Origin of the sequence: Candidatus Sodalis sp. SoCistrobi (assembly GCF_900143145.1) — a bacterium.
Taxonomy (GTDB): domain Bacteria; phylum Pseudomonadota; class Gammaproteobacteria; order Enterobacterales; family Enterobacteriaceae; genus SoCistrobi.
The window spans coordinates 1-13,060 of sequence record NZ_FRDB01000067.1; the positions used below are offsets into that span (position 1 = coordinate 1).

The 13,060-nt window shown below is 63.0% G+C and carries 11 protein-coding genes and 1 pseudogene; 5 read left to right on the plus strand and 7 right to left on the minus strand.

Features of this window, described 5'->3' with window-relative positions; all coding sequences use genetic code 11:
• The 5 genes and pseudogenes from CINSTRO3249_RS06505 to CINSTRO3249_RS06525 all read left to right on the plus strand — a co-directional run.
• On the plus strand, positions 1-238 hold a 238-nt coding region (locus CINSTRO3249_RS06505), incomplete at its 5' end, for an integrase core domain-containing protein (RefSeq protein ID WP_143146883.1).
• A gap of 40 nt (positions 239-278) precedes the next feature.
• Positions 279-509: pseudogene (locus tag CINSTRO3249_RS06510) on the plus strand (ribonucleotide-diphosphate reductase subunit beta); the annotation flags it as partial.
• Position 510: 1 nt separating this feature from the next.
• Positions 511-771, plus strand: a complete 261-nt coding sequence (gene yfaE / locus CINSTRO3249_RS06515) for a class I ribonucleotide reductase maintenance protein YfaE (protein ID WP_074012663.1) — start codon at positions 511-513, stop codon at positions 769-771.
• 281 nt (positions 772-1,052) lie between these two features.
• Entirely contained in the window at positions 1,053-2,300 is a 1,248-nt protein-coding gene (locus CINSTRO3249_RS06520) for a leucine-rich repeat domain-containing protein (protein ID WP_174249742.1), read from the plus strand.
• A gap of 120 nt (positions 2,301-2,420) precedes the next feature.
• A complete protein-coding gene (locus tag CINSTRO3249_RS06525) occupies positions 2,421-3,908 on the plus strand; it encodes an MFS transporter (protein ID WP_074012665.1) in 1,488 nt (495 codons plus the stop codon).
• 274 nt (positions 3,909-4,182) lie between these two features.
• On the opposite strand, the gene CINSTRO3249_RS06530 is transcribed toward CINSTRO3249_RS06525, so the two are convergent.
• The 7 genes from CINSTRO3249_RS06530 to menF all read right to left on the minus strand — a co-directional run bounded on the left by CINSTRO3249_RS06530 (position 4,183) and on the right by menF (position 12,738).
• The gene (locus CINSTRO3249_RS06530; protein WP_074012666.1) at positions 4,183-5,415 is read right to left on the minus strand and encodes a nicotinamide mononucleotide deamidase-related protein YfaY; all 1,233 of its coding nucleotides are present in this window, start codon (positions 5,413-5,415) and stop codon (positions 4,183-4,185) included.
• Positions 5,416-5,542: 127 nt separating this feature from the next.
• Positions 5,543-6,946, minus strand: a complete 1,404-nt coding sequence (menE, locus tag CINSTRO3249_RS06535) for an o-succinylbenzoate--CoA ligase (RefSeq protein WP_074012667.1) — start codon at positions 6,944-6,946, stop codon at positions 5,543-5,545.
• Between the two features lie 24 nt (positions 6,947-6,970).
• Complete coding sequence (menC, locus tag CINSTRO3249_RS06540) at positions 6,971-7,960, minus strand: o-succinylbenzoate synthase (protein WP_074012668.1); 990 nt, start codon at positions 7,958-7,960, stop codon at positions 6,971-6,973.
• A complete protein-coding gene (gene menB / locus CINSTRO3249_RS06545; protein WP_074012669.1) occupies positions 7,960-8,817 on the minus strand; it encodes a 1,4-dihydroxy-2-naphthoyl-CoA synthase in 858 nt (285 codons plus the stop codon). The genes menC and menB overlap by 1 nt, the downstream gene beginning before the upstream one ends.
• 11 nt (positions 8,818-8,828) lie before the next feature.
• A complete protein-coding gene (gene menH / locus CINSTRO3249_RS06550) occupies positions 8,829-9,602 on the minus strand; it encodes a 2-succinyl-6-hydroxy-2,4-cyclohexadiene-1-carboxylate synthase (protein WP_074012670.1) in 774 nt (257 codons plus the stop codon).
• Entirely contained in the window at positions 9,599-11,326 is a 1,728-nt protein-coding gene (gene menD / locus CINSTRO3249_RS06555) for a 2-succinyl-5-enolpyruvyl-6-hydroxy-3-cyclohexene-1-carboxylic-acid synthase (RefSeq protein ID WP_074012671.1), read from the minus strand. The genes menH and menD overlap by 4 nt, the downstream gene beginning before the upstream one ends.
• Positions 11,327-11,406: 80 nt before the next feature.
• On the minus strand, positions 11,407-12,738 hold the full coding sequence (gene menF, locus CINSTRO3249_RS06560) for an isochorismate synthase MenF (protein WP_074012672.1): 1,332 nt from the start codon (positions 12,736-12,738) through the stop codon (positions 11,407-11,409).
• Between the last annotated feature and the right edge of the window lie 322 nt (positions 12,739-13,060).

Consider the following 13,060-nt stretch of genomic DNA (forward strand, 5'->3'; position numbering starts at 1 on the left):
CGGCGACTCCTACGATAATGCGATGGCAGAGAGTATCAACGGGTTGTACAAAACGGAGGTTATCCACCGCGGGAGCTGGAAAAACCGGACGGAAGTGGAGTTGGCCACGCTGGACTGGGTGGACTGGGTGGACTGGTACAACAACAGAAGGCTGCTCGGGCGGCTGGGTTACATCCCTCCTACTGAAGCCGAAATGAACTATTACGCTTTGCAATTAGCATCAGAGGAAGCGGCGTAGTATTGCCAAAATTACTCTCTAATAAACTCGGGGTTATTCAAACAAAGATATCCTGTGCCAATATGTGGAATACATCACTAATATCCGCATGCAGGCGGTCGGCCTGGACCTGCCCTTTGCCACCCGCTCCAATCCCATTCCGTGGATTAACTCCTGGCTGGTGTCGGATAACGTGCAGGTGGCGCCGCAGGAGGTGGAGGTCAGTTCCTATCTGGTAGGCCAGATTGACGCCGAAGTGAACAGCGACGACCTTAGCGACTTCCAGCTGTAACATGGCGCAGCCCCTTATTCACCTGCGGCCGTGCGGTGCCGCGCTTTCCTGCAGCGAAGCGCACCGCTCGCTGCTGGACGCGCTGGAGGCGCACCAGGTGCCGGTAGAATTCCAGTGCCGCTCCGGCTACTGCGGCGCCTGCCGCCTGCGTCTGCTGGCGGGTGAGGTGAAATACCACCAGGAGCCGCTGGCCTTTGTTGGCCGAGGGGAAATCCTGCCCTGCTGCTGCCTGCCGGTTGACGATATCGAGCTGGAGTTATAGTCCTTCCCCTCAGGCCGGAGGCCATTATCCCCCCCCTCCGGCACCGCCCTTCCCTTCGATAAACCTGCCGTGGTCGCGCGCTATGCAATGGGGTTTCCCTCTGCACAGAGCCATCGGCGCGAAACAAGCCACGCGAAGCCCTCGGCGTGACGCAGCCTGCACGAAGCCATCTACGCAAAGCCCTCGGCACGAAGCAGTCTGCACGAAACCATCTGCGTGAAGCCCTCGGCACGAAGCAACAGGATACGCAAAACACCGTATTAGAGAATTATTATAAATGAATGAAAATGCCGGCAGTCCTTTTGATTAAGCAGATAAACCATTTGGGGTGTGTTATGGCAATCAGTATCGGAAATTCTTGTTTTTCTAATACCCTCAGCGCGGAGCGCATTGGGGAAATTATGGAGAATAAAAGCGAGGCATCACCAACGATGACGCTCTGGGAAAAGATCAAAGACTTTTTCTTCGCGGGCGACACCAAAAAATGTCTCTATCTGTTGAATGAACTCTGTCATCCTCCTGCCGATGTCACGAAATATGACATCAAAAGCTGTTTTGAACAGTTGCGGGGGATGGCCAATTTCAGCGACAGTCTTCGCTTTACGCAGGTGAATGATTTAAGGTTCACCATAACCGATAAAGACTTTAAACCGGTGTTGTCGCTGAATCTGCAAAAAGAGTCTTATACCGTGCAGGCGGATTATCAGGAGAACGCCGTTTATGCTTATGAAAAGACGCTGCCTCTCTATACGCCCCCTCGCTATACGGAGTCAACGCCACTAATCGATTACGCCGGCAATGAGCAGGCCTTATTCCCCCGACCGGGCAGAGAGAGCCATGCCGCAAGCCAACCCGCTGCACCCCGCTTACGTTTAACCCCGCGTTCCACCCCATCGCTCACGCCCGAAGAACGTGGCGGGACGGCGGCCAATCCTCTCATTTGCTCGGTCAGCCCCCACGATGCGCTTATCGCGCTTAACGTACGCGGTTATGCTGACGTGCGGTGTGAGGGGGATATTCCCCAGACCGTAGAGGTGTTTCAAGCGAAGCGAATTCACCGTCTTCCCGACAATTTACCCGTCGGGCTAGCGACGTTGAGTCTCAATGATTCGCCTCAGTTAGCGGATAATGCGCTCGATAATCTGGCGGCGAGGGCCCACCGTTTGGTCGATCTGCAGCTTAAAGCCTGTGACATGTCGCGCTTACCTGAACATTTACCTGCAACGCTGGCGCACCTCAGTCTTTCCCAGCACGCGCCGATGTCCCCGGCAAGCCTGGATAATCTGCAAGAGCACTTGCCGGCATTAGAAAGCTTAGCGTTGACTGGCAACGGCTTTACCCGGTGGCCACAGGGGTTGCCGCCCAGCCTCCATACCCTGCGGGTGTCTGCCCAACTTATCCATCACGCGTCGCTGGAGGATATTGCGCGGCTCCCCCACCTGTCGCTGTTGATCATTACTCCCGATGCCTCCAACCCGTTGCCCGAATGGCTGGAACAGCTTTCCCCCAACATTACGCTCATGACATAAAGGGCGGCATCAAGACCGATTAAACCGTTAGTTGTAACTTATTCCGTAACGGAATTGGTTTTCGCTGCGCCAATCGGTATGCTTGGCTACCGTAAAATTTTTACCTAAGCCTCGACGTCTATGTCTTTACTTTTCAGTACGGCGCATGTCGCCACGTTAGCCGATGGCCATAGCGCCACCGGCGAGCGGCATGTCATACGCAGCGCCAGCGATGTTTCCGCGCTGGTCAATCATCACACCGATAATCGTTCCCATGCCTCGATTATCATTGCCATCGCGCTGGGCGGGGTGTTTCTCGATGCCTACGATCTCGGCGCGCTGGCGTTTGGCATTAAGGATGTCGCGCGGGAGTTCAACCTCACCCCGGCCGGGACCGGCATGGTGGCGTCGGCCATCACCTTCGGCGCCATTGTCGGTGCGTTTATCGGCGGTTACCTGACCGATAAAATTGGCCGCTATCGGGTCTTTATGGCGGACATGGTGTTTTTCGTGCTGGCGGCGCTGGCCTGCGCCTTCGCCCCCAACGAATACGTGCTTACCGCCGCGCGCTTTGTGATGGGCCTGGGCGTGGGCATCGATTTGCCGGTGGCAATGGCGTTTCTGGCGGAATTTTCTCGCCTGCGCGGGCGGGGTAACAAAGCCGCCAGCATTGCCATGTGGTGTCCCACCTGGTATGCCGCAATCAGCGTTTCCTATCTGCTGGTCTTGTTGCTGTACGGCGTGTTGCCGGAAGGGCATACCGCGTGGCTATGGCGGCTGATCCTCGGTTTCGGCGCCGTGCCGGCGCTGGTGATTATTGCCATCCGCAGCCGCTATATGAGTGAATCGCCCGTCTGGGCCGCTAACCAGGGCGATCTGTCCGGTGCGGCGAAAATCTTGCGCCATTCCTACGGTATCAATGCCGAGGTCGCGCCGGATGCGCCGACGGCGCAGGTTAACCGCCGCGCCAAAGCCGGTTTACGCAATTACGCTGCGCTGCTGCGCGGCGTTTACCTGCGGCGGACGGTGCTGGCGACCATCATCGCCGTCGCCTCCTCGTTCGCCTATAATGCGGTCGCCTTTGGTCCGCCGGTTATCCTCAGCAGCTTTCTGGAACAGTCCATGCTGAGCACCATCCTGTTCTCGCTGGCGCTAAACCTCCTGTTCGCGTTTGTCGGCGGGCTGCTGGCGGTGCGTTTTGTGCCCCGCTTTGGCGCCTGGCCTATGACCGTGCTGGGCTATGCCCTGCAATTAGTGTCGCTCATCGGGTTGGCGCTTATCGGCCGCCCACACGATGGCATGCAAGCCGGGCTGGCTATCGCCATGCTGGCGATATTCCTGTTCGGACAAGGGGTCGGCCCCGGCTCGCACAGCATGACCTTCGCCTCTCTAAGCTACCCCACCTCGCTGCGCGGCGTAGGCGTGGGCTTTAATCAGACGCTGATGCGCGCCAGTTCGACGCTGTCGCTGTTTCTGTTCCCGGTATTGACGGCGCTGCTCGGCACCGGCGTGTTCTGGGTGATTGCGCTGGCGCCGCTGCTGGGCCTGCTGACGCTGCGCTGGGAGCCGTCAGGTTACGATGTAGATGCGGAAGATTTTGCGCCGTCATCGGCTACGGCAGCAGGTTAAGCCACCGAGCTAACTGAGCCGCCATCGTTGAATAAGCCGCCGTGGTAAGCGGTGCTGCCCCGGCAGGATAAGCCATCGTGGTAATTTGTGCTGCCCCGGCAGGATAGGCCATCATGCTAAGCGGTGCTACCCCGGAGGGATAAGCCGCTGCGGTAAAACAAGCCACCCTGGCAAGATGACAAAGGGGGCCGTCGCTTGGCGACGGCCCCCGGTTTATTTGTGGCCAGCAGCGACATCGCCGGCGGCGGCGCCAGACGGCGCCGCGACGCGCGGTTCAAAGCGTGGCCGCGAGACGCACCCAGCCATATTCAGCGTAGACCGCTCTGCCCTGCAGCCAGCGCTGCAGCATCGTCAATGCCATCAGCGCCACCACTTCCTGACGGGCGCGCAGCGGATGCCGCGCCAAATTGTTGCGCAACACGATGGTTTGCGCAAAATCTTGATCCGGCGTATGCAGCGCCACGCTGAAATGATCCTGAGCCAAATCCCCTACCACCAGCCCCAGCGAGGCGCCGTGACGCTGCGCCAGCTGCGCGGCCTGCTGCGCCAGCGCCGGTAAACCGACCAGCGGCGCGGCCCCCGCTTTATCGGTATCGGCAGGCCAGCATTCGCCCCCCGTCACCGGCACGTCGGCGCTCCGGCACTGCCAGGTGACCATACCGGCGGTAAACTGCTCCGCCAGCGCCAGAGTCAGCCCCCGCCCCCGCCCCCGCTGCGGCAGCAGCTGCGCCAGACGGGCCGGTAAATCATCGGTCCCTTCGTAGAGCTGGCTTTCGCCGGCCACCGCGCGGATCTGTTGCCACACCTGCTCCATCGCCTCGCGTTCATGGGCCGGGCCGGTTAGTTTGAGTTCAATAATCGGCATCGAGGAACGGTAGCCGAGCACCACGTCTTCCGGCAGCGGCAGGCCGTCCAGCTCATTGGCCAGATCGCTTTCGCCGCGGCCAAACGTGGTCATCCGCAGGCACAGCGGCGGATCCGGCAAGTCAAACCGCTCGCGCAGGCGCGGCACGATTTCGCGCTCAACCATCACCTTAAATTCGGACGGCACCCCGGGGGTGAAAAACAGCAAGCAGCGGTTAAGCTGCAGCGCAAAACCGCAGGCGGTACCCACCGGATTGTCAATCAGCTCGGCGCTGGCGGGAATGAGGGCCTGCTTCCGGTTGCTGGGGGCCATCTCGCGGCCGCGTTCGGCGAAATAGGCCGCCATCTTCGCCAGCCACTCCGCATGCTCTACCAGTTCATCGCCAGCGGCGGTGGCGGCGGCCAGCGCGCTAAGATCGTCGCTGGTCGGCCCCAGGCCGCCATTGACAATCAACACATCCGCCCGCAGGCTGCGCTCGGTCATTGCCGCCACCAGCGCGGACAGATTGTCGCCGACGGTCATGCGCGACGACATCGGCATCCCCTGCTCGAACAGATAGCTCGCCAGCCAGGCGGCGTTGGTGTCGACAATCTGACCGTGCAGGACTTCATCGCCCGTGCACAGCATTTCTACCCTAAGCATGCTCTTCTCCTGTGATCCTGTAGAGCCACTTTAAGAAGCGGCATCGACAAACACAACACCTGTTCGCGGGATTTTCACGAAATGCGATAATTGCCTGAGGGCGAGGCGGGCGCGAGCCGTGTTGGGTTCACTCTGCCGAGGTCTGCGCCAGCCAGGCGTGGATAGCCCCGCGCGGGATTTTGATGCCGCCTTGGTGCAGCGCCGACGGTAGGTAATGCCACGCCACAGGGCGCTGCCAAGGGGACAATTGCGGCTCAAGCCAGGCACGCAGCGCCGCCAGCGGAACGTCGGCGTCCACCACCGCCACCGGCCGGTGGCCGTATTCCGGGTCGGCCACCGGCGCAATGAATGCCTGGCGAACGCCGTCGTGGCCGGACAGCAGGCGTTCGATGTCCTCGGGCTGTACGCCTTCGCCGCCGCAGAAAAAGAGATTATCCAGCCGCCCGGCGATGGTCAATTGGCCGGCGCGCATCATGCCGCGGTCGCGGGTGTGAAACCAGCCATCGCCCTCATCAAGCGGCAGCAATTGTCCCTGTTGCCAGTAACCTGCGGCCTGGCTGGCCCCGCGCAGCCAAATCTCGCCCTGGACTAACCGCAAACTGCGCCCGGCCAGCGGCAAGCCGACCCCTGCCGAGCCGTCCGCACGCCCGGCGCAGACGGTTGAGGCAAATTCGGTCAGTCCGTAACCACACCAGCAGCGGATTCCGGCTGCTTCGGCGCGCATCGTGAGTTCGGCGGGGATCATCGCACCGCCCAGCAGCACATCCCTGAGCGACAGCGCCGCGACAGAACCCTCGAGCAGCCGCCATAACTGCGTCGGCACCAATGACGCATGACTACACCCCATCAACGCCTGCTCCAGCGGCTTGCCTTCCCGCACCGCCAGCCGCGCGCCGGCATACAGCCAGCGCCAGACGATGCCCTGCCCGGAAACATGATACAGCGGCAGCGATAAGAGCCAACAGCCCGTAGCCCGGAAATCCAGCAGCGCCACGACCCCCGCCGCACTGCATAAATGGGCGGCGTAGCGGTGGGCCGCCGCCTTGGGCAAGCCGCTCGATCCCGAGGTCAGCGTCAGCGTCGCCAGACGCTGGGCATCCCAGAGCGTTGCCGGGGGCGCTAAAGCGTCAACGGCAACCGGCGCCGGCGACAACAATGACAGATCGACGTCGAGCGGCATGATGCCCGACGGCCAGGCCCTTTTTTCACAGCTATAACCAAACGCGATATCGAGCGTCGGCAGCCGGCGCGCCACCAATTCGGCCGGCAAACGGGGATTGAGCGGCGCCACCCGCGCACCGCATGCCAACGCGGCTAAATAGGCCAACAGCAGCGTCAGCGAATTTTGGCCCATTAACGCCACGCCGCAGCCCGGCAGCACACCCGCCCGTCGCCAGCACGCCGCCTGCCGCTGTACGGCCATGGCCACCTGCCGCCAGCTCACATCCCCCTGCGGCCCGTGCAGAGCTACCGCATCAGGCGTCTGTTGCGCCCAGTGACGCCAGGGCCAATCCGCAAAGTGCTCAGGCATGGCCTCCTCCCGCTAGACCTTGGCTCATGGCATCGTCTCGACAGACTCCAACTGCGCCCAGGACCACAACGGTAAATCACAGCCGGGCCATGACCGCAGCAATTGCGCCTGCATCAGCGACAAGGTATCCAGCCCCGGTGGCACCGCAGGCGTTAGCCAATGCGCCAAACGGGAAAGCTGGGTCAGCGCCAGACTCGATTCAACCCCGGAGCTTATCACCGTCGTTAAGCCAAGCTGCCGGGCGTGATCCAACGTCTGCCGGCAGTGCGCCAGCGTGCCCGTCAGCCCGGGTTTCACCACCAGCGCCGCGACGCCTGGGTCAGCGCGCAGCGTGAACCCCGGCTCGCGCGCGCTCTCATCCCAGGCAATGGGAATACCGGTTTGCGCCGCGAAGGCCAGCGAATCGGCAGTACTGGCGCAGGGCTCTTCGAGAAAATCGATGCGGGACAGGCAGTCTGGGGCCAGATAGCGGGCAAACTGCAGCGCGAGCGCGCGCTCGCGCGTCCAGCGGCGATTGGCATCCAGCCGCAAACGCAAGTCGGGCAGCGCCGAAAGCAGCATATTCACCGTCAGACTGTCGCGAACTGCCTCATACATCCCCACCTTCAGCTTGGCCACTTTCTTGCCCGGCAACCCCGCCAAATGCGCCAGCGCTTCGTCGGGATCGCCGGTACACAGCGGAACGCTGCGATAGTCCGCCTGCGCCGGTAGCGTGTCGTCGAGTTCCGCCAGCGCGCAACTGATGCCGAAACCCACCGACGGCGGCGCCGCAGCGAGCTCGTCTGCAAACGCCTTGCCCAACGTCCAGCGCGCCAGCCAATCTTGCGCCGCCGTGCCGGCCGCCGCCAGGCTCTCACGGCTAAAACCCGGCAGCGGCGCGATTTCCCCTTCGCCGCGCCGTCCCGACGCTTCCAGCACCACCACCCACCCCTCACGCCAGACAAGGCGCTGATTTCCCAGCACTACGCCGGGCTGCATCGGCAGACGGTAGCGGTAAAGCGACGCCCAGCGCATCAGGGATTACGCTTAAATTGGCTGAAATCGGGCTGGCGCTTTTCGATAAAGGCGTTGCGGCCTTCTTGCCCCTCGTCGGTCATGTAAAACAGCATGGTCGCGTTCCCCGCCAGCTCCTGCAAACCGGCCTGTCCGTCGCAATCCGCGTTGAGCGCTGCCTTCAGGCAACGCAAGGCGATGGGGCTGTTGGCCAGCATCTCCCGGCACCAGCGCACGGTTTCGCTTTCCAGACGCGCCAGCGGTACCACGGCATTGACCAGCCCCATCTCCAGCGCCTGCTGTGCGTTGTACTGACGGCATAAAAACCAGATCTCCCGCGCTTTCTTCTGGCCGACGATGCGCGCCATATAAGACGCGCCCCAGCCGCCGTCAAACGAGCCGACTTTCGGGCCGGTCTGGCCGAATACCGCATTCTCCGCCGCCAGGGTTAGATCGCACATCAGATGCAGCACATGGCCGCCGCCGATGGCATAGCCGGCCACCATCGCCACCACCGGTTTGGGGCAGGTGCGGATCTGGCGTTGAAAATCGAGGACGTTCAGGTGATGCACGCCGCCGTCGTCCTGATAACCGCCGTAATCGCCGCGGACTTTCTGATCGCCGCCGGAGCAGAAGGCCTTTTCCCCCTCACCGGTGAGGATAATCACGCCGATACCCTCATCATAGCGGGCGTCGTTCAGCGCCAGCATCATTTCTTTGACCGTCAGCGGACGGAACGCATTACGCACCTGCGGTCGGTTAAGGGTAATTTTGGCGATACCGTCCGCAGACTTGTGATAGCGGATATCGGTGAACTCGCCGCTGCAATCACGCCAGTCGATGGGGGCATACCAAGAGTCTTCATTAGGTTCAAGCATCATGCGTTCCTTTATTCAAACGGAGCCAGCAAAGAAAGAAGTTGTGCGGCAAACGCCTGCGGGTTGCCGCGATGGGCGTTATGTCCCGCTGCCGGTATCGGCCACCAGGACAGCCGCGTCTGCTCGGCCAGCGCGGAAAACTTGGCGTCCTGCGCGCCACACAGATAACCGAAGGGCAAGGTCAAACGTCGCAACGGCGCCAGAAGATCCGGCTGACGGCCCAGCGAACCGGCCATCAGCATCGCCGCAATTCCCGCGCCGAAATTACCGGCACGCAGTCGTATTAGGTCCGCGCGCTGCATCGGCGTGATATCGCTAAATACCGGCTGGCGGTACCAGTCGGCCAACACCGCCGCCTGCGGCTCGCCGGCAAAGCGCCGCGCCCACGCCAAATCGTGCCGCAACCACTGCCGGCGCGCGGGCGCATCCGCCAGACCGGGATGGGCACCTTCAACATACAACGCGCGCAAGCGAGGATCCTGACCGTGACAGGCGTGATACAGCGCAAGACGCCCGCCGAGGGAATAGCCGATGAGGATGTAATCGCCGATGTCCAGCCCGCGCAGGGTCTGCGCCAGCGCCGCCGACAGCGCGGCAAACGGCTGCGGCGGCAGGGCGGCGCTGGCGCCATGGCCCGGCAAATCCAGCGTCAGCTGTGGCCAGCCGGCAAAATACGGCAACACCGGTAGCCAATCGTCCCCCGAGCCGAGCAGACCGTGAAGCCACACCAGACAGGGCCGTCGCCCGCTGCCGGCTTGCCGGTGCCGCGCCGCCCACCCCGTCATCGCGCCATCTCCGCCACCAGTTCGCGCAAAAGAGAAGCCCCCTGCTCCGGCGGCACCACCAGCTCAACCACTGTTGCCGCCCCCGCCGCCGGCTGCCGGCGCCAGAGGGCGTCCAACATCGTCCGCAGCGCCCCCATGCTGTCCGGCCGCTGGTAGTCCAAACCAAACAGCGCCGCCGCATGGCGGAAATCCACCGCCTGGGGCATGACGTAATACGCCTGGCGCACCGTCTCCGGCGTTGTCGGCAGCAGCGAGAAAATTTGGCCGCCGTTATTGTTCACCACTAAAATTACCACCGGCGCCGGGCAATGGCGAAATAACGCCAGGGAATTGATGTCGTACAGCGCCGATACGTCGCCCAGCAGCGCGAGCAGCGGCCTGGCGGTGGCCCGCGCCACACCGGCGGCGGTCGCCAGCAGGCCGTCAATCCCGCTGGCGCCCCGGTTGCCCCACACCGGATAACCGGCCGGCAGTTGCGCCAGCGCATCCGCCAGGCGGACGGTCAGACTATTGCCAAGCAAGAGCCCTCCACCCGTGGGCAATAGCGCCGGCAGCCGATAGGCCAGCCGCGCTTCGCACACCGGCGCCGCGGCCCACGCCGCGTCAGTGGACCCGGCTTCAGCCGCCGGCAGCAGCGTCTGACCTACCCGCCTCGCGGCGACGGCGGCCAGCTCGGCCAAAACCGGGGCCCAAGGGGGATTGGCAACGGCCGGATGCAACGTCAGCCACGGTGCGGCTGCGGCGAAAATACGCCGCCCGCGGTGATGGCCCGGATCCCGCCGGCCGGGCAGAGGATCCACCAGCCACAGCGCTTCGGCCGGGCACTCGGCCTGCCAGGCCAGCAGACGCTTGCCGGTCAGACTGCTGCCGAACTGCACCACCAATTCCGCGCGGGCAAGTTCCGCCTGCGCCGCCGGCGCGTTAAGCCAAAGGTCGGCATGGGGCAGCGGCTGCCCGGTATGGGACAGCACATCGCCCAGCAGCGGCCAGCCCAATGTGCGCGCCCACTGCGCAATCGCCTCTCCCTGCGCGGCGTCGGTCCGGCCTGCTATCACTACGCCGCGGCGCCGGCGCCAGACGGGCCAGTCCGGCTCCGCCTGCAATAACGGCGCCGTCGCGGCCTTGAGCCAGGGTTCACTGCTCTGCCACCAATCGCCCAGCGCCGGTGACCAGTCATCCTCTTCGTCCTGGTCTGCGCCATACAAGGGCTCCGCAAACGGGCAATTGATATGCACGCCGCCGTGGGGGACATCCGCCAGCAGCGCATCCACGGCGCTCACCAGCCAGCGCGCCGGGATCGCCGGCGTCGGGCGCGGTAAATCCAACGCGCCGGCGGCGAAACCGGCAAACATGCCGGACTGGCGGATCGCCTGATTGGCGCCGCAGTCGATAAGCTCCGCCGGCCGGTCTGCGGTAAGCAGCACCAGCCGCTCGCCGGTCAGGCTGGCTTCAATCAAGGCCGGATACAGATTGGCGGCGGCGGTACCCGAGGTGACGATAACCGCCACCGGCTGTCCGCTGGCTTTCGCCAGACCCAGCGCCAGATGGCCCAGCCCGCGCTCATCAAAATGAGAATGACGGGTCAGGCGCGGATGCGCTGCGGCGGCGAGCGTGAGCGGCGTCGAGCGCGATCCCGGCGCGATACAGACATGCCGTACGCCATGGCGAGTCAGAGTTTCCAGCAGTAGCGTCGCCCAGCGACGGTTAAACATAATTTCGGACATGATGGGCCTGGCGCTCAGGGGTGAGGGTGACACCCTATTGTAAGTCCATTGTAAGAGCGGATATTGATATAAACACCGATCTAGGTCGTTTGCTGCCCGCGCGTCTCGCCGGTGAAGAGTGATTGCAGACCGGCGGCTTTATTTTCCACTTCCTGCCATTCTTGATCGGCATCGGATCCCTGCACAATACCGGCGCCGGCATAAAGCCAGATATGCTGATCCGACACCCGGGCGCAGCGCAGCGCCACGCAAAACTCGCTTTCGCCGGCGGTGAGATAGCCCGCTGACCCGGCGTACCACTGGCGCGCGAAAGGTTCATGATGCCGGATAAACGCCGCCGCCGGCCGCCGCGGCAGGCCGGCTACTGCCGCAGTCGGCTGCAGCAGCGCCAGACAGCGGCTGTCGTCGGCGTACTGCAAATCGCCCTGGATCACCCGGCGCAGATGCTGCACGGTGCGCAGGGGGATGACTTCCGGGCCGCTGACATCCAGCGCCAGCGCCGCCTGCCGCAACCGCTGGCAGATATCGTCCACCACCAGCAGATTTTCACGCTGGTTTTTTTCGTCCGCCATTAACCACGCCGCCTGCCGGCTGGCCTGCTGCGGATCCGGGTCGCAGGCGACGGTCCCGGCCAGGGCTTCGGTATCCAAGCGGCGGCCGTGCCGGTGGTACAATCGCTCCGGGCTGGATCCCAGAAAAGCGTCATGCGGCGACCACGCCAGCAGATAATGGAAACAGCGGTGATTAACCTGTCGGCTTGCCGCCATCAGCGACAGCGGTGACGGCGGCAGGTCGACGCTTAGCGCGGAGCGGCGGGCCAGCACCACTTTATCCAGCCCACCCTGGCCAAACTGCGCGAGCGCCTGCTGCACCAGGCGGCGCCACGCCGGCAAATCGGGCAGATGCGCTACGCCTGTAACCTTGGCCGTCAGCGGCGGCAGAGGCGCCGGCGCAGCGGGGCCGTGCGTCTCCAGCCAGGCGAGGAAATCGGCGGCATCTGCCGCAAGCGATGTTGCACTGCAAAGCGTCAGGATCACCTGATAACCTTCCCGCTGACGCCGCCAGCTCAGGCGCGGTAAGAACAGCGCGCTTTCCGCGACCTCCTCGCCGGCGCCGAAAGCATTAAGCCCCCAAACCCGCAGATCCGGCGACGCCGGTTGCGCGGCAAGAAAACGCTGCGCCGCGTCGAGACCGGCGAAGTGGCGCACCGCACCGCAGCTCGCCACCTCTTCGTGGCCGTCGCGGTGCTGCCAGTAGCATTGCGGATAAAGCGGCCAGGCGTTAAGCCAATCCAGCAAGGGCACCGCGGCGCCGTCCGGCCAGGGCAGAACCAGCTGCCGAATACCGGGTGCCGCCGGCAGCAAATGGGCATTGAGGTGTTGCCGCAGGGTGGAGATAAGCAGTGACAGCATAACGGACCGTTTATTTCAAAACCGGAATAATGAGAGGGATTATACGTATGGTGGGGGGTAAAACAAAACGCACCGTTCACAACAGCAGGGATAAAAAATGCGCAGGCCACGGTATCGTGACGCTGCGCAAATTCAGCGTTCGCTTGCGGGGACGACACCGCAAGGGCGCCGTCAATCCCTCCAGCCGCCCTTAACGGCATAGGTATCTACACATTTATCGTGATACCTGTTATTACTTTGCAGAATGATTTCAACCTATCTGTTGGCGGGATTGACTCTCGCCTTACCCGCCGATATCAGACGCTGGTTAAACAGCATATGA

Excerpts from the sequence above, each read along its gene's own strand:
- yfaE (WP_074012663.1), top strand. The coding sequence starts at position 511 with ATGGCGCAGCCCCTTATTCACCTGCGGCCGTGCGGTGCCGCGCTTTCC.
- CINSTRO3249_RS06520 (WP_174249742.1), top strand. The coding sequence starts at position 1,053 with ATGAAAATGCCGGCAGTCCTTTTGATTAAGCAGATAAACCATTTGGGG.
- CINSTRO3249_RS06525 (WP_074012665.1), top strand. The coding sequence starts at position 2,421 with ATGTCTTTACTTTTCAGTACGGCGCATGTCGCCACGTTAGCCGATGGC.
- CINSTRO3249_RS06530 (WP_074012666.1), bottom strand. The coding sequence starts at position 5,415 with ATGCTTAGGGTAGAAATGCTGTGCACGGGCGATGAAGTCCTGCACGGT.
- menE (WP_074012667.1), bottom strand. The coding sequence starts at position 6,946 with ATGCCTGAGCACTTTGCGGATTGGCCCTGGCGTCACTGGGCGCAACAG.
- menC (WP_074012668.1), bottom strand. The coding sequence starts at position 7,960 with ATGCGCTGGGCGTCGCTTTACCGCTACCGTCTGCCGATGCAGCCCGGC.
- menB (WP_074012669.1), bottom strand. The coding sequence starts at position 8,817 with ATGCTTGAACCTAATGAAGACTCTTGGTATGCCCCCATCGACTGGCGT.
- menH (WP_074012670.1), bottom strand. The coding sequence starts at position 9,602 with ATGACGGGGTGGGCGGCGCGGCACCGGCAAGCCGGCAGCGGGCGACGG.
- menD (WP_074012671.1), bottom strand. The coding sequence starts at position 11,326 with ATGTCCGAAATTATGTTTAACCGTCGCTGGGCGACGCTACTGCTGGAA.
- menF (WP_074012672.1), bottom strand. The coding sequence starts at position 12,738 with ATGCTGTCACTGCTTATCTCCACCCTGCGGCAACACCTCAATGCCCAT.